At 42.4% G+C, this 21,360-nt stretch carries 14 protein-coding genes; 6 read left to right on the top strand and 8 right to left on the bottom strand.

Annotation, left to right across the window (positions count from 1 at the left end; translation table 11 throughout):
- Window position 1: 1 nt before the first annotated feature.
- On the bottom strand, window positions 2–745 hold the full coding sequence (locus DEO27_RS11850; RefSeq protein ID WP_112565980.1) for a LytR/AlgR family response regulator transcription factor: 744 nt from the start codon (window positions 743–745) through the stop codon (window positions 2–4).
- Window positions 735–1,784, bottom strand: a complete 1,050-nt coding sequence (locus DEO27_RS11845) for a sensor histidine kinase (protein WP_112565982.1) — start codon at window positions 1,782–1,784, stop codon at window positions 735–737. The genes DEO27_RS11850 and DEO27_RS11845 overlap by 11 nt, the downstream gene beginning before the upstream one ends.
- A 561-nt stretch (window positions 1,785–2,345) precedes the next feature.
- Here DEO27_RS11845 and DEO27_RS31405 point away from each other — a divergent pair.
- The 3 genes from DEO27_RS31405 to DEO27_RS11835 all read left to right on the top strand — a co-directional run bounded on the left by DEO27_RS31405 (window position 2,346) and on the right by DEO27_RS11835 (window position 7,763).
- Window positions 2,346–2,507: a hypothetical protein gene (locus DEO27_RS31405; RefSeq protein WP_190295389.1), complete on the top strand. Its 162-nt coding sequence runs from the start codon at window positions 2,346–2,348 to the stop codon at window positions 2,505–2,507.
- 553 nt (window positions 2,508–3,060) lie between these two features.
- Window positions 3,061–6,198: a SusC/RagA family TonB-linked outer membrane protein gene (locus tag DEO27_RS11840; protein WP_112565988.1), complete on the top strand. Its 3,138-nt coding sequence runs from the start codon at window positions 3,061–3,063 to the stop codon at window positions 6,196–6,198.
- A gap of 11 nt (window positions 6,199–6,209) precedes the next feature.
- The gene (locus DEO27_RS11835) at window positions 6,210–7,763 is read left to right on the top strand and encodes a RagB/SusD family nutrient uptake outer membrane protein (RefSeq protein ID WP_112565991.1); all 1,554 of its coding nucleotides are present in this window, start codon (window positions 6,210–6,212) and stop codon (window positions 7,761–7,763) included.
- A gap of 444 nt (window positions 7,764–8,207) precedes the next feature.
- Here DEO27_RS11835 and DEO27_RS11830 read toward each other — a convergent pair whose 3' ends face one another.
- A complete protein-coding gene (locus DEO27_RS11830) occupies window positions 8,208–9,689 on the bottom strand; it encodes an RICIN domain-containing protein (protein ID WP_112565994.1) in 1,482 nt (493 codons plus the stop codon).
- A gap of 747 nt (window positions 9,690–10,436) precedes the next feature.
- On the opposite strand from DEO27_RS11830, the gene DEO27_RS11825 reads away from it, so the two are divergent.
- The gene (locus DEO27_RS11825) at window positions 10,437–14,549 is read left to right on the top strand and encodes a two-component regulator propeller domain-containing protein (RefSeq protein WP_190295388.1); all 4,113 of its coding nucleotides are present in this window, start codon (window positions 10,437–10,439) and stop codon (window positions 14,547–14,549) included.
- A gap of 134 nt (window positions 14,550–14,683) precedes the next feature.
- Here the strand turns inward: DEO27_RS11825 and DEO27_RS11820 are convergent, their stop codons facing one another.
- The 5 genes from DEO27_RS11820 to DEO27_RS11800 are packed head-to-tail and all read right to left on the bottom strand — an operon-like array spanning window position 14,684 to window position 18,934.
- The gene (locus tag DEO27_RS11820) at window positions 14,684–15,694 is read right to left on the bottom strand and encodes a hemin-degrading factor (RefSeq protein ID WP_112566000.1); all 1,011 of its coding nucleotides are present in this window, start codon (window positions 15,692–15,694) and stop codon (window positions 14,684–14,686) included.
- Window positions 15,695–15,696: 2 nt separating this feature from the next.
- On the bottom strand, window positions 15,697–16,515 hold the full coding sequence (locus DEO27_RS11815) for a heme ABC transporter ATP-binding protein (protein ID WP_112566003.1): 819 nt from the start codon (window positions 16,513–16,515) through the stop codon (window positions 15,697–15,699).
- A gap of 4 nt (window positions 16,516–16,519) precedes the next feature.
- Entirely contained in the window at window positions 16,520–17,560 is a 1,041-nt protein-coding gene (locus DEO27_RS11810) for a FecCD family ABC transporter permease (RefSeq protein WP_112566006.1), read from the bottom strand.
- A complete protein-coding gene (locus tag DEO27_RS11805; protein WP_112566009.1) occupies window positions 17,557–18,405 on the bottom strand; it encodes a hemin ABC transporter substrate-binding protein in 849 nt (282 codons plus the stop codon). The genes DEO27_RS11810 and DEO27_RS11805 overlap by 4 nt, the downstream gene beginning before the upstream one ends.
- 22 nt (window positions 18,406–18,427) lie before the next feature.
- Complete coding sequence (locus DEO27_RS11800; protein ID WP_112566012.1) at window positions 18,428–18,934, bottom strand: HmuY family protein; 507 nt, start codon at window positions 18,932–18,934, stop codon at window positions 18,428–18,430.
- Between the two features lie 407 nt (window positions 18,935–19,341).
- Between DEO27_RS11800 and DEO27_RS11795 the strand changes: the two genes are divergently transcribed.
- Together DEO27_RS11795 and DEO27_RS11790 are read left to right on the top strand one after the other, a co-directional pair.
- Entirely contained in the window at window positions 19,342–19,923 is a 582-nt protein-coding gene (locus DEO27_RS11795) for an RNA polymerase sigma-70 factor (protein WP_112566015.1), read from the top strand.
- Between the two features lie 184 nt (window positions 19,924–20,107).
- The gene (locus DEO27_RS11790) at window positions 20,108–21,154 is read left to right on the top strand and encodes a FecR family protein (RefSeq protein ID WP_112566018.1); all 1,047 of its coding nucleotides are present in this window, start codon (window positions 20,108–20,110) and stop codon (window positions 21,152–21,154) included.
- The last annotated feature ends 206 nt before the right edge of the window (window positions 21,155–21,360 follow it).

The raw sequence follows: 21,360 nt of genomic DNA, 5'->3' as shown, positions 1-21,360 counted from the left end.
GTCAGAGTACCCACTGTTTCAAAAACTGGCTAAAGTTGTCTTTGAATTGGTCGCTAACGTAAATAGTTTCGGCGCCAATTTGTACAGAGGTTTTAGTAGCCGATTTTATCGCTGCTTTTGATACAATGAATGAACGGTGCAAACGCAGAAAAAGCTCTGCCGGGAGCTTTTCCTCCAGCTTTTTTAACGACATAAGGGTTAGTATAGGCTTTTCTTCGTTTTTAAGATATAGCTTGACATAGTCTTTCAAGCCCTCGATGTAAAGGATATCATCAATATCCACTTTATGCAATTGATGCTCTACTTTAAGGTATAAAAACTGGGGAGCAGCAGTTACAGCGGCTATTGGTTGCTGGGCGCCATTTAACATCACGAAATACTCATACGCTTTGGTAGCCGCCCGCGAAAAATCCACAAAGTTGAATGGTTTTAACAGGTAATCAATCGCGTCAACCCGGAAACCATCCAGCGCGTAATGATCATAGGCCGTAGTAAAAATAACACGCAGGTTTTTTCTCCTGTCCGATTGTTCAATGATTCGGGCCAGTTCTACACCGCTCAAATCGCCCATCCTGATGTCCAGGAATATCAATTGCAGGTCCTGGTTTTCGTGAACGTACTTTAACGCGTCAATAGCGTTATTAAATCTGCCCATAAGGTTCAGGAAAGGCGTTTGATTAATATAGTTGGTGATAAGATTAAGTGCCGCGGGTTCGTCGTCTACTGCTATACAATTAATTTGCATTGGTATTCAGTGTTAAAATGGTCAGGTATTCGTTGGTATTGGCATCGTCATTCACAACCAGGTTGTATTTTCCTGGGTAGAGTAGATCAAGTCTTCGTTTTGTATTAGCGATCCCAATACCATACTCTTCATCGAGTTCTTTGTTAGTGTTTTTATAGATCGAATTACGTACCATGAATTTTAGTGTCCCGCCTGCTTCGCTTATATTCACAAAAATATAACTGGCCTGGCGTGCGCTTATGCCGTGTTTAAAGGCATTTTCTATAAAAGGTAAAAATAACATGGGCGCTACATTTATATCGCGTAGCTTATCCGGCACTGTAAAACTTACTTCCACACTGCTGTCTATCCGTGTGCGCATCAGGCTAATATAGTCCTCAATAAATTTTACTTCTTTTTTTAGCGTGGTTACATCCTGCTTGGTTTCGTAAATTACATAGCGCATCATATGCGATAGCGTGTATAACGATTCTTTTGCCGATGCCGGGTCGGTGTCAGTTAAGGCGTAAATAGTATGCAGGGTATTGAAAAAGAAATGAGGATTGATCTGTGCTTTGAGGAAAGATAGTTCGGCACTGATGCGTTCTTTTTCCGAAACCTGGATAGCCAGCTCATGCGATTGCAGTTTTTTTGCCACCGTAGTAACATTGCTAAAACCGAGTACTATAAGGCACATTAAAATAGTCCAGGCACTGCGCATATGATGATCGGGCACGTAGGGGTGAAACATCTTCGCCATGGCCGCATCAATATGCAACGAGTCCTGCATCCAACCGTTGTACTTTACCATCAGAATGATCAAAGCTATTACACTAATAATGTAAAAGCCAAGCCGTCTTTTAGTTAAAAGTTTAGGGGATAGTACTGCTGTGTTAATGATATAGACAACTGCATACCCCAGGTTTTCGGCAACCTGTTTTATCCAGTATGAAGATGGCATATTAACCGGCCACGTAAGCGGAAACAGGATCCAGATAATAAGGGCCGTGGCTGCAAACAAATGTACCGGGAAAACAGCTTTTCTTAACTTAACAAACACGCTATATAGATTTACCTGATAAAAATAGAAAAATAACCATGCCCCGATTCCCCTTCAATACTGTTTTGTATATGAAAGAGACGCTTTGCGGGTAGTGAAAATTAATCAAAAAGAATGTTTTATTACCGGATACAAAACCGGTATCGATAATTGGGTTAAAAAAATAGACGGTTTGCTTAAAATAATCGACTATAGGTATAAGGTAATTTACCCGTAATAGGCCCAATTCGTCGAGAATATTGGGCAAATCGTCTATAAAAAAAATATCGCATGAATTAATTGCTTTTTTTTGGAGGCGAGGGTCACCCTTACTTTACCAGCATCAAAGCTATTACCGATATAATTGCTTTAAAGATCGTCGGGCTGTTTGAGACACATCCCAGCGCCGGCCAACATGAGATTGGTCGATTTAGTTGATTACCGAAAGGTAAATAGCGCCCCGGGGTGAGATACGGGGCGCTTCATTCATAAATGTGTTGACCCGGACTGTTCAGGAGGATGTTTAATAATACTACGAAAGCTGCTCAAAACAACAAATCGAAAACAACTATCATCATTAAGTTGGCAGAACTTTTTCTTGCCGGAAAGTGCAGTGCTGCCCAGTTGTTAAAAGTTGAAACCTGGTACCAGGGTTTTGATAACGACTATGACCATGTAAGCGGATTAGATGAGCCTGAATTATCAAAATTGGAAGATAAGATATATAGGGGGATTAAGTTTTAAAAATATCTCCGTAACCGATGCATTGGCTCCGCTGCAAACATCATGTTGTGCCATATGAAATAGCATCTGCAAATCTGCCCTGATACAATATTGTCAAAATTTCCTTTCTACTAACAATTCTTCTCCTGAAATCCCAAAAGCAAGCAATTTTGGGGCACATGCTTTCGCTCAGCGTCGATTAAATGTGTTTTGTACAAATATTCCTTGTTTGTCCCTCCTTTTTTGCTGTTTAGCCCCTTTTGTTTTCTGGGTTTTTCAAAGACTTTGCCCTCCTGAATGGTCATGCAGAAACATGGCTATCTCTATTAACCAATTACCCCATTAATTAAACCATCATGAAGAAAAATCTCAAAGCAGGGAGGCTCTTGTGCGAGAGCAGTTGCCGCTATCCTCCTAATTAAAAGCATTACAACTCCAACGCCGGGATATTTCCTGGCTTATGCAATTGTCAGTTATTGGATTCTTTAAAAATCGAGCTAAAACCCGTCGGGATCAACGCTATCTGTAACTGCCTTTGTCAATCAAACCCAAATTCAATTTTAATAACCCAATTATGAAAAAAAAATTACTTATTCCTAATTATTGGTACTCCAGGAGGTTCCGAACAGTAGCACTGGCACTATTTATATTGCCGGTGGGTGTTGACGCTTCGGCCAGCAAATTGTTTACACGCGATAACGGCACGATAGTTAGTCACCCCGTCGCCTACAAAGCCGCAATTATTGTAAAAGGTTCTGTTGTGGATGCTTCAAATGGTCAGCCGCTGGTAGGCGTGTCTGTTAGTGTAAAGGGAACCAATAAAGGTGCCTTAACAGATATAAAAGGAAACTTCCAACTGCTAAATGTACCGGAAAATGCAGTACTTGTTATAACTTATATCTCCTATGAGAAAGTTGAGATTGCGGTTAACGGAAAGACGGATATCGCAGTAAAACTCCTCCCGTCGATGAAAACCCTGAACGACGTTGTAGTGGTTGGTTACGGTACGCAGAAGAAAGAAAACCTGACCGGCTCCGTAGGTATCGTAAATACCCAGGATCTGGAAAGCAGGCCCTTGACAAATACCAGCCAGGCACTACAGGGTACAGTTTCCGGTGTATTCGCGCTGCAAAGCTCTGGGAAGCCGGGAGATGATAATACCGTCATCGATATCCGTGGTGTTGGAACGTTTGGAGATAATTCTCCGTTGGTATTGGTCGACGGTTTTCCGGGAACCATAGGGGATGTAAACCCTAATGATGTTCAATCAATTTCAGTATTGAAAGACGCCGCTTCGTCGGCCATTTATGGTAGCCGTGCGGCAAATGGCGTTATCTTAATTACAACAAAGCGCGGGTCAGCAGGTAAAGTTCGTGTTAACTATAGCGGATATGCGGGTATTCAGAGCCCTACGAGGTTGCCCAAGGTGTTAAATTCAGTTCAGTATACAACACTTTACAATGAGGCGGCTATAAATACCGGTTCGGCTCCGTTATATGCCGATTCTACAATTCAAAAATACGCGGCCCACAATAACCCGATGTATCCGGATATTAATTATTTTGACGTGTATTACGGTAACGCTTACATGCAAAACCATCGTGTAAGTGCAACCGGGGGAAGCGATAATGTCAATTATTCCTTTATGCTTGGGCATTTGGATCAGGATGGGATCCTGGTTGCTACCAATTATAAGAAAACCGACTTTCGTCTTAATCTCGATAGTTACCACCTAAAAGATAAAAAGTTGCGTGTTTCAGGCAATATATCCGGCAACGTAGGTATTAAAAATGAACCAACCGACCTATGGAACGCGGAATGGTATGCAACTTTAGCTCCGATACACCCGCTTAAAGATGCAGCTGGGAACTGGGTATCTGTTAATGGCGAGCGTAACTATTACGGGGAAATTAAAGAAGGCAGCACTAACCTTACAAAACGCTATAATTTTAATGGCCAGGCAGAAGCTGAGTACAAAATTTTGCCGGGGTTAAGCGCGCAGCTTACTTATGGCTACAATGTAACCTCGACCAATGGTAATGCATTTCATGCTAACGTGACTCTGCAAAACCAAAACGGAACTGTTACGCAGTTGCCCTCAGATCTGACTGCAACAAGCGAGATTGACGGTCACTCCTTGCTTACCGGTTTGTTGAAATATAACAAGACAATCAACCGCCATTCATTTAACTTTTTAGCCGGCTATAGCGAAGAGGAGTTTACCTACGACTGGCAAAGTGGCTATCGCTCGCATTTTGTGAATAATACGCAACGTGTATTGAACCTTGGGGATGCTGCTACACAAACCAACAACGCGGGCAGCTATGATCTTGGTCTGCGTTCATATTTTGGTCGTTTTAACTATGCTTACGACGAGAAGTATTTGTTTGAGGCCAATATCAGGAGGGATGGCTCTTCCAGGTTTGCACAAGGTAAACAATGGGGAACCTTTCCTTCGTTTTCGGCCGCCTGGGTACTATCTAAAGAAGACTTTATGAAAGGCCTGAGCTGGCTTGATTTTGCAAAGGTTCGTGCTTCCTGGGGTAGGTTAGGTAACCAAAATATCAGTAACTACTACAACGGCAGCGATATCCTTAGCTCTGGCCAGAATTATTCGTTCGGCGGCGCGCTTTACTCTGGTGTTGCCATTACCGCGATGACCAATAAAGACCTGACCTGGGAAACTGCCCAACAACTGGACCTGGGGCTCGACATATCATTTCATAACAACATCGAGATCACTGCCGACTATTTTGATAAAAGGACTAAAAACCTGTTGTTGACCCAGCCAATTCCGCTCACAATCGCGCAATCGGCACCGACGGCTAATGCCGGTGAGGTGCAAAATAAGGGTTTCGAATTGGGCATTTCTTATAAAAAAGCATTTGATAACGGAATTAAATTAAGGACTTCCTTAAATGTTTCCCATATCGTAAACAAGATCATCAGTATGAACGTGCCGGAGCAGTTTACCTCTCCAAAAGCAATTGTAGTTGGATCTGCCATCAACTCTTTCTACGGTTATCAGATGACGGGTATTTATCAGATCTCTGATTTTACATGGCAAAACAACAGCGATGCATCAATACCTTTTGCGAACCGCACCTATACGCTTAAACCAGGTGTAGTTAAAGTAAGTGACTATAATGCCCAGCCAGGCGATATTAAATACGCGGATTTGAATGGTGACGGTATAGTAGATCAAAACCATGACCGCAAGATCATAGGGAAACAGTTTCCAAGTGTAACCTATGCGTTTAACTTCAATGTAGCCTGGAAAGGTTTTGACCTGGGCGCGTTTTTACAGGGCGTACAAGGGATGCAGGGTTATACCTATTACGAAATAGCTTCACCATTTAGCGGTTTTGCCAATTTAGGTACCTGGTGGTTAAACAGGTGGACACCACAAAATCCATCCAATACTTATCCCCGCTTAACATTGGACGGTGTTAGGAATAACATCCACTCTTCTTTCTACGTGGAAAATGCATCTTACCTGAGGATCAAGAACATTGAATTGGGGTATACTTTAAGTCCGGCGGTAATCAGGAGGCTTGGTATAGGCTCCTTCAGAATCTATGCTAATGTGCAGAATGCTTTCACTTTTACCAAATTTAAAGGATTTGACCCAGAGCAAACCACAGATCAAACCAGGGCCGAAGCATATCCACAGGTTCGTGTCATGACCGCGGGCGTAAATGTTAATTTCTAATTGATATCATCATGAAAACTATATATAAATTCTTAACCGTATTAGCTGTAATTAATTTTGTCAGCTGCAAGAAAGACCTTCTTGATAAAACACCCAAAGATCGCTTGTCGCCCTCCACCTTCTACCAGAATGAAACCCAGGTAAAGATGGCTTTGGTTGGCATTTACAATGCGATACAACCTAACGCAACGCCGGCGCAATTTTTTCAGTTTGATTTTGAATCGGATAATGCCTATTGCCAGGATGCCTGGCAAGGCTCAAAGGAAGTAGGAGAGTGGCAAACAACCACAAACAGCTGGGCACCTTACGCTAAATGGACCCAGGATTATACCATTATTTCCCGTGCTAATGAGTTTTTGCAGGATGTAGCTGCTGCCAGTATTGATGCCACGGTAAAAAGCCAGATGTCGGCAGAGGCGAAGTTTTTGCGTGGGTATGCTTATGCAGATCTCATTGCTTATTTTGGTGATGTGCCACTGATTATACAGGTTCAAACACTTTCAGAAGCTTATGTTTCCAGAACGGCTAAGGCAACAGTATTAACTCAGATTGTAACCGACCTGACAGATGCCGCCGCCGTGCTACCGACTTCCTATTCGGGTACAGACGTTGGTCGTGCAACTAAAGGCGCTGCTTTGGCCTATAAAGCAAAAGTGCTTTTATACAACGAAAAATGGGCTGATGCCGCTCAAGCTGCACAGGATGTGATCAATCTTAAAGCCTACAGTTTGTATTCTAATTATAGTTTGTTGTTTGACGAGGCTCATGAAAACAACAGCGAGGTGATTTTTGATATTCAGTATATACCAACCACCCAGCCTCAGCCGTGGCCGTCATCAGCCTTGTCTTTAAGTGTTTGGCCAACGCCAAACGTTACTGCCGATTTGATTGATTCATACTACATGACCAATGGGTTGCCAATAACTAATTCGGCATCCGGCTATAATGCTCAAAATCCATACCTTAACCGCGACCCGAGGTTGGCTGCTTCAGTAGTGTTACCGGGCTCTCAGTGGGGTTCAACTACTTACATTCCGGCTAATGATGTGGTTCCATCCGGCGCCCGTCCGCGTAAATATGCGGCAATAGGAATTGCAGATCCTAATAATTGTTCGCTCAATACCATCCTGATGCGTTATGCTGATGTATTACTTATCCGTGCCGAGGCTTTAATTGAATCGGGGAGTACAGCTGCAGAAGTTTATACGCTGATTGACCAGGTGCGTGCAAGGGTAAACATGCCAACGGTAGAGAGTGTTGAGGGGGCGGGCTTAAGCCAATCGCAATTGCGGGCGGTGTTACGTCATGAACGCAGGGTTGAGTTTTTTATGGAAGGTACCCGTTATGCCGATATGTTACGATGGAAAGATCAATCCCTGGTACATGATGCGTATGGTTACGATAAATCATCGCTCAGCAACCCGGCAAGCGCATCTACCTGGCAATTTAAACAGGCAAAACTGGAGACCAGGACGTTCAACGCTGCCAAAGGATGGCTATGGCCAATTCCTCAGGCTGATATAGATATCAATAAGAAACTGTTGCCGAACAATCCCGGATATTAATTTCGCTTGATTTTACATCATTATTGATTTAAATCCTTTTTAAAGAATAACCCTCGATATGCAGTGTTTATCGAGGGTTTTCTTTTTTGGACTGTTAGCCGACCTTTTATTAGCTTTTAGAGTTAGTCGTTGTTACTAAGTGGTATCGGTGTGTTCTTGCAATATATTGATAAGCTGTGTTTTAAGTTTGATAGCACTACGGGTAAGAAAGTTGTTAATTCTCGCTTGTATCGCTTCAACTTAGCATCGCTACTGCTTCTGCATCAATTTATATAAGCATAAAGAAGATCAGTTTCTATCTTTTTCACAGCGTGCATTATTGATCCGCTTATTCATTTGGAATTAAAAAAGGCTGCCCTTTTGAGACAGCCTTTGCTATTTTGTTTTAGGGGTATCAGGTCAAATTAGAGCGGGATGTAACCATTAACAGTTAATGTGAAGGTTTTATTGAGCGATTAGCTTCCATTGCTGGTTGTAGCTCGATCCCTGGTACCATTGCTGCATTGAGGTACCGTTGGTGGTTTGTCCGCCTGTATCCAGGCATTTACCGGTAGTAAGGTTTATTACCCTGTAATAACCATCGCCTGTTGAAACTAATGACCATCGCTGGTTAGTGCTGGTACTTACAGTATATTGCAATACGTTTGAGCCGTCGGTTGTATTGCTGCCTACGTCAAGGCATTCTTTTCCTGTAACGCAGCTCAGGGTGTAATAGCCGGCGGTATAACTGATGTTCCATTTCTGGTTGTTGCTCGTTCCGTCGGCCCATTGGCTAACGGCTGCACCATCTGTAGTATTGCCCAAATTATCAAGCATCAGGCCCGAAGCGCGATTTTGAAGCTTATACCGCCCATCAGCAACAGGGCCTAACCATACCGGTGATGCCGAAAGTTTCCATGACCATCTGAACATATTTGCAGTGCCCGGGCTAACCTCTACAAGGTTATTATTGGCCTGGTACCAACGATAGGTATCAATATCATTTACTCCTGACCACGCTATTGTACCCATAGAATTGTCACGGGCATAGGCAAGCGAGCCGGTCAGGAAAGCCTGGTCAACGTACACGCCGGTATCCCATTGCCACCAGAAGCTCATATTCCTGAATGTTTCTATACCGACTTCTGTAACTATGGTGCGTGATGCATAAGAGCCCGTTCTGGCCGACATAATGCTATAGTAGCTTGACCAAACGTTATACGAGCCCCAGAACCACCAATAGCAGTGCAGGCCAAGGTACTGATTAGCCAACCTTGAATCGGCACCAACGGCGGTTACATCTGCCGCATAGCCGGTACCATCCAGGATACATTTACCGTCTGCCGGGCTATACGTGGTCAGGAAACCTGCATATAAGTTATTCAAATCGGTACTTGAATAATCAACAGGCTCGTTAATAGGTTCATACAATACCGATGTGTTGTTTTTGTATACGTTATTTACGGTTGTCCACATGGTATGCCACTGGGCTGTATCCGGCACATGGTGAACACCAACAGGCCAGTAGCACAGTATAACCTTGCAACCGTTTGCTACTACGGCATTGATGGCGGCCTGATAAACCGGCCAGTAAGTTGAACTTGAGGCTGTCCATGGGTTTATCGGCATCCTGATGGTAGTTCCACCGCTTGTTTTAACGGCACTGGATATACTGGTGGCCAGGGCGGCAGCTTGTGTGGATGTAAGTGAAGCTGTCATGCCGCTGGGTAATACAACTCGTCCGTCTCCCTCGTTTCCGTTGGGGTCGGCCCAGTTTATACCCCTAAAACCATTGGTGCTGGTGGTTGAAAGCGCCAATGACCGCATATTTTTTGCTGATGAATTCAGCGAGTTTCCGGCTTGGGTAGCGATTTGATCTTTTTTAGAACAGGCAGAAAGATATAAAAGACTGCCAATGAGTAAAAGTGTTTTAGAGTTGTTTCTCATAATTTTATAATGAATGTTTAATGATTGATAGGAATGATTAACAAACGCGATTAACGCGGTGGAGGCCGTCCCCGTGTTAACACGAGGCCGATTATGCAAACACCTGACTGTATGACAATCGGCGGCACCTGTGATAGAAATCCCAATATTTTTGTGGCAGACATATTTCAAAATCGGGTACCCTTGCCAATAATTAATTACCGGTCATCGACAAATGCCTTGGTCAATAACCTAAATCGCCATTTGAAAAATGGCTGTAAGCAATAATGGAAAAGGGTAATCCTTGTTTATATGGTTTAAGCTAAATCTCACTTAAAAACCAGAAACAGAGAAGGGGGAAAGCCGCCATATTGCGGGGATAAAGTGGCATTAAAATGCGATTTCAATAGATAACCCAAGACATCGCGATGTTTTTATTATTTTTTTGAGTGAAAAGCAAGCGAAATAGTTTTGAAAATTATTGTAATAAATACAATTAATAATTTAGATTTGAGTGCCTTATAAACTTAATATTTCTTAGTAGTACGAGAGATTGGGCTATAAATTTATTGATCTGATGAAACCGATCTGTTTAAGTTAAATAAATGTTATTTTATTGATTTGAACGTAAGGCAATATATCAGGTTTAAATTAAGCTTTCAATTTTGAGTGGACAATTTGCAGGGTTTTTAGCAAGCTAACGATCCTCTTCCGGCTTCTCTGAAATGTTCCCTGCTTGGCTTTATGAGTGTATTTAGTACAGTAATTATGATGCGTGGAGCTGTCTTGTTTATATTTTTTATTAGTCTTTTAGGTATAAATCGCCTGAACGGGCAAACCCCGGCAAGCTTTACCGGCAACGACATCAGAAGTTTTGCGCTGAAATCATACACTACGCACGATGGCCTTCCATCCGAAAACGTGACAAGCGCCTTGAAAGACAGTCGAGGGTACATGTGGATCGGCACAGATAATGGTCTTTGCCGGTTTGATGGATATACTTTTCAAAATTTAGTTAATATTCCGGGAAACACAGCCAGCATAAGTTCAAACTACATTAATGCCCTTGCCGAAGACAAAAACGGAAAAATATGGGTTGGCACGATGGATGGCCTGAATGTTTTTGATCCGAATACGGAAAAATTTGAACGGTTTTACCACAGCGATAAGGCCAGTCAATCCTTAAGTAACAATAAGATATTTTCAATTTTATGTGATAAAGAAGGTGTTATTTGGATTGGTACAGATGATGGCTTTGATCAATTTGTGGCCGGTTCCCGTTCATTTATTACTTATAAGCCTAACGCGCATAGTAAGTTTGCAATAAAAGGGAAGTCGGTAAACGCCATTGTTGAGGATAACAAGAACAATCTGTGGCTGGGAAACTGGAATGGCGGGTTGAACAAATTTGATAAAGTAAATAAACGCTTTACCAACTATCTGCAAGCCGAGTCGGTGCATGCAAAAAGCCCCAATGATATATGGAGCCTTTTTTACGATAAAAAAACGGATTGTATTTGGGTAGGTACTTACTGGAGCGGTCTTTTTTGCTTTGAGCCTAACAGTCTACATTATATGAGGTTTTCAAGCCATGATAATATCAATATCGGTGCTTTTTGTATTGAGTCGGCCAATGATTCATCCTTAGTGGTCGGCAGTAACGCGGGATTCTATTTCGTAAATAAAGAAAACGGGCAATGGCATAAAATCGGAGATGCAAATAGCATCGCAGATAGCTACGTGTACAACGATGGTGCAGGTATTATGTGGCTTTGCGGAAAGGATGCTTTAACTAAAGTTGATTTCACGCAATATAAATTCCACTTTATCCCGTTGTCAATTACACCACGCGAGGCCAAAAGTATGTTGCTGCAGGGTGATATACTTTGGTTGGCAACAAATGACGGTCTTTACCAATTCGATTTAAAAGAGAAAAAGTCCAGGTTATTTCGCCATAGCGCCGATCCGGCAAGTATCAGCAGCAATCAGATCGGGAAAATTTATTTAGACCACGAAGGTGTGTTGTGGGCCGCTACAGAAAATGGCTTCGACAAGTTTGACAGCAGGAGTAACAATTTTATCCATCATTTTCATCATTCGGCTTTAAGTAATTTCTTTAATGAGGATGTTTTTAGGGATATTCTTGAAGTTAATCCACACGAGTATTGGCTGGCTACAGACGCAGGCCTAAAGATATACAATGAAGAAAAAAAGCAATTTAAACATTTTTATAACGACGATAGAAATCCTAATTCAATAGCGAGTAATCATATCTACAACCTTTTAAAAGATCATAAGGGGAATGTGTGGATTGGAACAAGCGGGAACGGCGTAGATCGTTTTGATCCCAAAACCGGGATCTTCCATCACTATACTTATAATGATAAGCTTACGGGCTGCCTGAGCAATAATATCGTGCATTGCGTTTTTGAGGACAGTAAGCAGAATATCTGGATCTGTACTGCAGACGGTTTAGATGAATATATCCCGGCAAGTGATTCATTCATTGTTTATTCACGCAAAAATGGCTTTGCAAGCAACGTTTTTAATAATCTTATTGCAGATGGCCTGGGGGATCTTTGGATCAACTCTGCTACCGGGATCTCAAAATTTACCCCCGGCACTTTAGCTGTTACTAATTTTGATGAAGGTGACGGCGTATTTTCTCATTCGCTTATCTACCAGTCTTCAGACGGGCAAATGTATTTAGGAGGAAATTCTGGCGTGGTTGTTTTCGACCCTTCAAAAATTAAATGGAACAATAAAATCCCCCGCATCTATTTTAGCGACTTCCAGGTTTTTAATAAATCGGTGATACCGGGTGCGAATTCGCCGTTGACAAAACCGGTTAGCCTGGCAGATACCGTTGTGCTTGATTATGATCAAAATGTATTTTCAATTGAATTTGTAACACTTAATTATACCCATTCAGAGAAAAACCTATACAAGTACAAGCTGGACGGTTTTGATGAAAAATGGAATTTTAACAACAACCAGCGCAAGGTTACTTATACCAACCTCAATCCGGGAACGTATACATTTAAAGTTATTGCAAGTAATAATGATGGCATCTGGAACACGCATCCTAAATCCCTCGTCATCATTATTTCTCCACCATGGTACCGCACCTGGTGGGCATATTCACTTTATGCCATATTTGTTGGCGGATTGATCTATCTGTATCTTTTATACAGGGATCATCAGGCTAAATTGAAATATGAAATCCAGATAGCGCATTACGAAAGTGAAAAGGAAAAGGAGTTGAGCGAACGGAAGCTTGCATTCTTTACTAATATTTCTCACGAATTCCGAACGCCGCTGACATTGATCATCAATCCGATCAAAGAAATATTATATGCTCCGGGCAAGAGTGTAGATACATCGAATTTGACCATTGTTTACAGAAATGCGCGCCGGTTATTAGGCCTGGTAGATCAGCTTCTTCTTTTTAAGAAAGCCGAATCAGAATCTGATCAGCTAAGGATTAGCAGTGTTAACCTGATTGATCTGTGCAGGGAAGTGTATTTATGTTTTGTACACGAGGCAAAAAGGAAGAAAATCCAACTGGAATTCACGGCATCTACCGATTGCTTGAATATCTACATGGATAGGGAAAAGACAGAAATCGTGTTGTTCAACTTACTTTCCAACGCGATGAAATTCACGCCTAATCGGGGAAAAATTAGCGTGCGTGTTGAGGGAACTGAAGACACAGTTATAATGTTTGTTGAAGATACCGGTTGCGGGATCCCGGCCGAAGTGGGAGATAAGCTTTTTAGCCGTTTTTACCAGGTGTCAGATCTGGCCGCTACATCAACCGGAGGATTTGGTCTCGGGCTCTATCTTGTCAAAAATTTTGTAGAGCGCCAAGCCGGAACAGTTTCGTATCAAAGTGAGATTGGAAAGGGAACTTCTTTTACAATCACTCTACAAAAAGGAAAATCTCATTTTAAAGACCTTGTTGTTGTGGAGCAATCAACAAGCACTTCTGAATTTTTGAAAGAGCTGATTGACGCTGAAACTACTGCCAACGATATCGTATCGACAGAAAACCCGGGAGAGGAGCAGCCATTATCTGAACTTAAAACCTTGTTAATTATCGATGATCATGAGGATATGAGAGAATATCTCCGACAGCTGTTTAAGCTGGATTACCATGTACTTGCAGCTTCAAACGGGGAGGAAGGGCTAAAAATAATTAACGACCAATGGCCGGATATTGTAATATGCGATGTAATGATGCAGGGTATGACAGGTATAGAAGTTTGTACTGCCATTAAGGAAAACATGACCACCTCACATGTGCCCGTGGTCCTTTTAACGGCAAGTGCATCAAATGAAATTAAACTAAAAGGTATTGAAGGCGGTGCTGATGATTACATCGGTAAACCTTTTGATAAAGATATTCTGAAAGCGAGGGTTAGCGGGCTGCTCAAGAGCAGGAATACCCTTCAGCAATATTTTTATAACGAGATTACGCTGAACAATAACCCGCATTGTGTATCCATAGAATATAAGGCGTTTCTGGATTCCTGCATTAAGATTGTTGAAGAGCATATAACTGATCCGGACTTTAACCTTCAATCCCTGGCTGCCGAATTAAGCATGTCCTATTCCAGTATTTATAAAAAGATTAAAATGATTTCCGGGCAGCCCGCCAACAGCTTCATAAGGTCCATCAGGCTGCGAAAAGCGGCTCAGCTGTTTGTGCATACCGATTTAAATATCCTGGAAACTGCCTACGCCGTTGGAATAAAGGATATCAAATACTTCCGTGAACAGTTTAAGAAACTGTTTGATTCCAAACCATCCGAGTATATCAAAAAATACAGAAAGAATTTTAAGAATTCGATAGTAGGGCAGATGGCTGATAGAAGATAGTTTAGCGTGTGGTTGTCTCGTTCAATTTGTTATTAAAATAGCCTAACGCTATGTGCCAATACTCGTTTTCCGGCGAGGCGTGTCTCTTAAAGGCTCGCCGGAAAACAAGTCATCGTTGATGAGATCTGCCGCTATTACAGGGCCAATACTTCGCGCCACTCGTTTAATTCGGGTAGTCCTGGTTTACGTTTTCCGAATACCTGAACGATCATTTCACCTTCATTATCGAAAAGCTCCAGGGAATTAATATCTCCATCGCTCGATGGTTTAATCACGTGCCATACCGATGCAATGGCGTCCATTCGTAAGTGCAGGTTAAACTCCGGATCGAGCACGTTAAACCACACGTCCATTTCTACAATGCGTGTAACCGTACCGGTATGAATTTGGATGCAGCCATGATTGCCAACAAATACCATGATCGGTACCTGTTTTGCAGCGCAGCTCTGCATTACGGTTTTAAAATCATCAACATTAATCTGTTTTGCAAATCCTGCCGGGGCAAGCCGCAAAGCCTGTGTACGGTTAAGGTTAAAACGTTTCAATAAACCAAAAAACTCATGGGTATCTTGCAAGGCTGTCCAGGCTTGTTGAAATGCTGTTACATCAACTTCATCATCAGTAATATTAGGTTTAGCTGCCGGTTCTGTTGGCAGTAACGCTACTGGTTGCTGATCCTCTTTACGGAAGCGGGTAACAAGTTCATGGTATGTTTCAACGTTACTTTTATCTGTGAGATAGATCTTATGTATGGCAACACCGTTAGCGTCAAAAAACTGGAGGCTTTTAAGGTTATTGTCTTCAACGGCAAAACCCAATTTCCACTGGCTCATGAATAAACGCAGATCGATATCCGGACCTAAAACCAAGCCGGCATGGGTGCTGAAGGAAACGTTTTCGTAAACGCCTTTGCGTTCGTGCACGCAATATTCATTACGGGTAAGGGCCATCACATAGCCTAAACCGGTTATTTCTTTCAGCAGGTCTTCAAATTTATTTTCAAGAATGGTTACGTTTTCGCCGATACCGGTCATCAGCAATTCGGCTTCGCTTACATTTAGTGCAGTAGCGATATCGCGAATCCTCGTTTTGGGGTTTTCGGCTTTGAATGTAAGATATTGTTCTTTTAGTGATATGGTTTCCATATTTATAGTGTGAAGGGTTTTAAATTTTGTTCGCTCAGGTGATGCGTGATCACTTTGGGCATAATGAGTTGTTTGAGTGTGTTTGGGTTGGTAAAAACATCGGCCTCGGTTTCAAAAACATCGTAGATACTTTTGGTGCTCAGTATGTCGGCGGGTGCGCCATGATACCATTTACGCCCGTTTTTCAGCATCATGATGTTGTCGGCATATTGGGCGGCAAGGTTAATATCATGTAGGATAGCTACCACCATAAAACCTTTTTTCGCCAGCATATGTGCCAGCGATAAGGTTTGCTGCTGATACAGAATATCCATACCAGATACCGGTTCATCAAGTAATAACAGTGCCTCGGGTGTATCCCATATCTGGGCCAGTACACGTGCCAGATGTACCCGCTGCTGTTCGCCGCCGGATAATGACAGGAAGGAGCGGTCGGCCATGTGCGTTGTGCCTGTGACCGTCATTACCTCATTAATTATATCCAGGTCGTGCGTCATCGGCTTGTTGCCGTAGTGCGGATAACGCCCCATCTGTACAATCTCCATCGCCGAAAAATCGAGGTTAACGATGTTTTGCTGATTGAGGATAGCACGCTTTAACGCCAGCTCTTTTGCCGTGTAGCTGTTCAGGGCTTTGCCTGACAGGGAGATCGAACCTGCAGACAGCTTCTTCTCGGCACTCAGCAAACGCATTAAAGATGATTTTCCTGCTCCGTTGGCGCCCAGTATGACCATGATCTCGCCCGGCTGAACCATGAACGAGATATCTTTTACCAGGGTATGTTTCCCCGTTTTATAAGTTACGTTTTCAACTGTAAGCATAATATTATCGGGCAATTTTCTTTTTGTCTTTTATTAAAATATACAGGAAAACCGGGGTGCCTAACAGGGCTGTAATAACACCTATTGGCAGCTCCACCGGTGCAACAACCTTGCGGGCTATCATATCGGCCAAGGTAAGGATCAGAGCGCCCAGCAATGCGGATGCCGGCAATACACGGCGGTTATCCACGCCGAAAATAAGCCTGGTCATGTGCGGTACCAGCAAACCAACAAAGCTGATTATGCCTGATACCGCTACCGAAGCCCCTACGGCCAAAGTGGCCAGTACAACCACCCAGCGTTTTACCCTGCCAACAGGTAATCCCAACTGCTGCGCTTGTGTTTCGCCCAACGCAAATGCATTCAACGTTTTAGCCATAAATGGGAGCAAAATCAGCGGAACAAATACAAAGGGTATGAGACACAAAACAATTTGCCAGGTAGCACCGCCAAGGCTGCCCAGCAACCAAAAAGTAATGTTTCGTAACTGCTGATCATTAGCCATATAGGTAATCAGACCGGTTAAGGCCCCGGCAAGGGCATTCACCGCAATGCCGGCCAGTAGCATGGTAGCTACATTGGGTTTCCCATCATTACGGGAAATCTGGTACACAACAAGCGTAGCAATACCAGCACCTGCAAATGAACCGAAAGCGAGTAAATAATAACCGAGTAAATTGCTTAAACCAGCCAGAAAAGCCGTTTCTGCAGCGATGATCAGTACTGCGAATAGTGATGCCCCGGATGATATGCCGATAAGCCCAGGCTCGGCAAGCGGGTTACGAAAAATGCCCTGGATGGCTGCTCCTGAGATACCCAGGGCTGCGCCGACAAGCAAACCCATAATAACCCTTGGCATACGTACAATGGTTAATACGGTATCGTATTGTTCATCAACAGGTGTGTTCCCGAATAGCCCGGTTTTTTTTACCAATATTAGCAGCACATCCTGAACGGGGATTTTCATAGCGCCCATGCTTAATGACAATGCCGCTGTAAGAAAAACGCCTATGCCTAACAATATATAGATCAGTCCGTTTTTCATTGCAGGTTTTTATTCAGAGTAGCGATAGCCTGATCAAGCCTTACGCTGAAGTTGATCAAAAGCTCGCCGTCCATCTGCACTATTTTTTTGTTTTTACCTGCATTGGTTTGAGCTACCCCCGGCATTTTCAAAACCGCGTCGGCGCCGCCCAGGCTACTTAGTCCGAAATCAAACATTAGTATCACATCCGGGTTAGCTTCAATTAATGATTCGGTAGTATAAGGCTTAAAGTTGTCAAAGCCTTGAGCCGCGTTTTTACCGCCGGCTAATGCAATAATAGCGTCGATATTGGTGTGTTGCCCGGCAACCAGCATTACGCCGGTACCACGGGCGTAAATAAACAATACTTTAGGAGTCCGGGTAGATTGCTTAACCGCGGCGAGCGCTTTATCAACTTTGGCCTGTGTTTGCTTAGCTAAAGCCTCACCTTTAGCAGGAACCTGTAATGCAGCTGCTACCGCTTTAATAAATGCTATAGAGCCGCTTACAGAATAGTCCTGTTTAATATTCACAAGATTTATACCGGCCGATTGCAGCTGGTAGGCAATCTCCTTTGATACACTGCCTTCGGGCGCAAGTACAAGGTCGGGTTTAAATGAGATCAGGCCCTCGGCAGATACCGTGCGGTTTTTGCTCACTTTGGGCAGGGAAGTAATGTATGCCGGGTAAATACTGGTTACATCAACTGCAACAATGCTTTTTCCAAAACCTAAAGCGTCAACTGTTTCTGTTAACGCGCCGCTTAAGGTAATAATGCGTTTAGGAATAGCCGCGTTTGCGCTAAGACCCAAAGTCATCAAAAAGAACAGGGCTATAGTTTTTATGTGGTTGGCAAATAATTTCATAGTAAATTAATAGGGGAGAATTTTAAAGGGCGCTGTAACGGAAAGTGTAGTTACCTGATGCTCCGTCTGGCCCATCCTTATAATAGCTATCAATAACCAGTTTATAATATTTGCCTGCCGCGGTATGGATAAAGATCACCTTGCCCGGAATAGGGGTAATCTGGTGATTATCCATATTATAGGCATACCAACCTTTTCCGCTTCCCCACGGAACAGCCTGATTACCTTTTTTATAACCTGATGACGGTGCTTTATCAACCTTGTCGAAGGTTGTTTCAGAAACAATCTGTCCTTCTCCGGCACTTTGAATAATAACTCCGGTATGCTGAAAAGAAATATCCCACCCGGTTTTGGCCGTATCGGCTTCACTTACTTCTGTTCCTTTTTCAAGGTTAAAATAGACCATTTTATCGGAGGCGTTAAGGTTTTGGATTTTTTTGACCGGGCTGGTTTGGGAAAAAGCATATCCAGCGGGCATTAACAAGCCGGTTAGCAGGAACCTGTAGCTTAATTTTTTAATGTTGATCATGGTTAAATTTTGAATTAGCTGTGAATTGATAACGCAAAGCAAGTATTTAATTAGACTAATTCCAAATAGTAAGTGAAAATTTATGAATTTAACATTTAGCGTTCCGCTCAACTTTTTATAGAATAGGTGAGCAGGTTTATCTGCTCCGACCGATAAAAATTAAAATTTTATTTTTAGTGTTATAAATACAATTAATAATTCTATTTTTACTTTGCGATATAAATTTATCTTATATTGTGCTGGTTATAACCTAAGATAATTATTCTTTTATACCAAAAAGGCGGGTTAGCGATGGCTGAACGCAAATAAGCAACTGCGATAATATCATTTCATTGGCTAATTAAATGTTAATTAAACGATTAAATGATATATCGGTTTCAGTGCTGTAAAAGTTGATTTTATTTGCAATGAAAAAGTTTGGTGATTATACGGATATTCAATTAGTTGAGCTCTTCGGGTTTGGCGATATTGGCGCGTTCGAAGAGATCTATAACCGGTATTGGTTAAAACTTTATGCTGCCGCGTATAAACGTCTTAAAGAGAGGGAAACCGCAAAAGAAATTGTGCAGGATTTTTTTACCAGCTTTTGGATTAACAGGGAGCAGGTGAAAATCCGTACGTCATTACAGGGATATCTTTTTACATCGATAAAATACCTGGTGTTAAACCATAAGCGTGCCGAGGCGGTGAGGAATTCCTATGCTGAGATTTTACTTATGGTAGGCAACAGCTTCGATAATTCGACAGAAGAGAATTATTACTATAAAGAATTACTGGAACGTGTAGAGACAGAAGTAAACCTGTTGCCGCCAAAATGCCGCAACGTGTTTGAGTTGAGCCGCAAGCAGTATAAAACTAATAAGGAGATTGCGGAGCTTATGGGTATTTCTGAAAAAACAGTCGAAAACCACCTTACTAAAGCGCTGAGATATTTAAGGGTGAACCTTAACAGCTTGCTTTTACTTACTTTCCTTTATTTGCGGAAGTAGTTTCGCCAAGATAACAATATCTTTTCCAAAACGAACTTTTTACCTCAAGTAACTTTCTATTGGCCCGACCGCTGTCGCCGGAATTTTTTTTTAAAAAAAATTATAATCACAGTAGGGGTTGAGGCCTGGCTGGGTTACATCTTATTATAAACCATCAATAAATCTTGCCTAAAACAAGCGCTTAATGAAGAAGAATTTACCTGCCGAACTATTGGAGAAATATTTTGCCGGCACCTGCGATGAACAGGAAATGGCCATGATCCATGCGTGGTACACCTCATTTCAGGATGCGCCCGATGATGTATCTGTATTGCCGGAGGCCGAACAACAGTTATTTAAAGCCATGATGTGGGAGAACATCAAATCCAATATCGATGCAGCCGAGAATAAAAACATAATCCCCATACAACCCCAAAAATCCAACCTGAAACAAGTGATTTACTGGTTATCTGGTGTGGCCGCAGTTTTGATAGCTGTGTTTTTTGTGCGGCTTAAAACTTCTCCTGTCGGGGTGCCGCCTAAGATGGTTGAAAATCAGCAGCAGGTATTTACCAATACTGGGAATACGATAAAAGAACTCACCTTATCCGATGGAAGCCGGGTATGGGTAAGCCCAAATTCAACCTTGACGTATTTAAAAACCTTTGAAAAGTTAAGCCGCAAAGTATCCCTGAGTGGTGAAGCATTTTTTGAGGTTACTAAAGATCATAAGCGCCCGTTTTCTATTTATACCGGTAATGTGATCACCAAGGTATGGGGCACCAGTTTCCGGATCCGGGCATATGCAGCCGATAAAACAACCAAAGTTGATGTTGTTACCGGTAAAGTTTCGGTATCAGTTGCAGGTAAAGGAACGGCACAGGTAAGTAATACCAATGCCGTTATAGCCAGCGCTGGTGATGGCGTGATGTTATTACCAAACCAGGAGGCCGTTTATGACAAACCTACCGATAACCTGAAGAAGAACCTGGAAATAAAAGATGTTTCAATAGGGATGTGGAGGAAAACAAGCTTGTCGTTCAACAATACACCTTTAAGGGAGGTATTCAGGATATTAAATAAAAGCTTTAATGTCAATATCAGTTCGACCGAGGAAAGTATTAATACCGATAACCTGAAGGCCGATTTTACAAATGAAAACCTGCCAACCATACTGGAGATCCTGAAAAAGACGCTTAACGTAAGCTACCGTGTAAACGGCAACCAGTTTGTTCTGGAAAGTACCCAATAAACCAATTATCTAAAACACCAATAAAACCCAAACAAACCTATATGGAGAAAAGAACCGATACTTAAAACGCCCCCTCAAACTTTCCTGAAAAAGGAAATAGGAGTGCTGGAGACACTCCTATAAACTTTTAATCCCCGGTGTGCAACGCCTTTTTTTGAGGTGATCCGGGAATCCTTTGTCTCAATTTTTTCAAAAAGAAACACTTA

The sequence above is a fragment of the Mucilaginibacter rubeus genome (genome assembly GCF_003286415.2).
Lineage (GTDB): Bacteria > Bacteroidota > Bacteroidia > Sphingobacteriales > Sphingobacteriaceae > Mucilaginibacter > Mucilaginibacter rubeus_A.
This window is presented reverse-complemented; position numbering and strand designations above follow the sequence as displayed.

Excerpts from the sequence above, each read along its gene's own strand:
- DEO27_RS11810 (WP_112566006.1), bottom strand. The coding sequence starts at position 17,560 with ATGAAAAACGGACTGATCTATATATTGTTAGGCATAGGCGTTTTTCTT.
- DEO27_RS11795 (WP_112566015.1), top strand. The coding sequence starts at position 19,342 with ATGAAAAAGTTTGGTGATTATACGGATATTCAATTAGTTGAGCTCTTC.
- DEO27_RS11835 (WP_112565991.1), top strand. The coding sequence starts at position 6,210 with ATGAAAACTATATATAAATTCTTAACCGTATTAGCTGTAATTAATTTT.
- DEO27_RS11815 (WP_112566003.1), bottom strand. The coding sequence starts at position 16,515 with ATGCTTACAGTTGAAAACGTAACTTATAAAACGGGGAAACATACCCTG.
- DEO27_RS11825 (WP_190295388.1), top strand. The coding sequence starts at position 10,437 with ATGATGCGTGGAGCTGTCTTGTTTATATTTTTTATTAGTCTTTTAGGT.
- DEO27_RS11820 (WP_112566000.1), bottom strand. The coding sequence starts at position 15,694 with ATGGAAACCATATCACTAAAAGAACAATATCTTACATTCAAAGCCGAA.
- DEO27_RS11800 (WP_112566012.1), bottom strand. The coding sequence starts at position 18,934 with ATGATCAACATTAAAAAATTAAGCTACAGGTTCCTGCTAACCGGCTTG.
- DEO27_RS11805 (WP_112566009.1), bottom strand. The coding sequence starts at position 18,405 with ATGAAATTATTTGCCAACCACATAAAAACTATAGCCCTGTTCTTTTTG.
- DEO27_RS11840 (WP_112565988.1), top strand. The coding sequence starts at position 3,061 with ATGAAAAAAAAATTACTTATTCCTAATTATTGGTACTCCAGGAGGTTC.
- DEO27_RS11790 (WP_112566018.1), top strand. The coding sequence starts at position 20,108 with ATGAAGAAGAATTTACCTGCCGAACTATTGGAGAAATATTTTGCCGGC.
- DEO27_RS11850 (WP_112565980.1), bottom strand. The coding sequence starts at position 745 with ATGCAAATTAATTGTATAGCAGTAGACGACGAACCCGCGGCACTTAAT.
- DEO27_RS11830 (WP_112565994.1), bottom strand. The coding sequence starts at position 9,689 with ATGAGAAACAACTCTAAAACACTTTTACTCATTGGCAGTCTTTTATAT.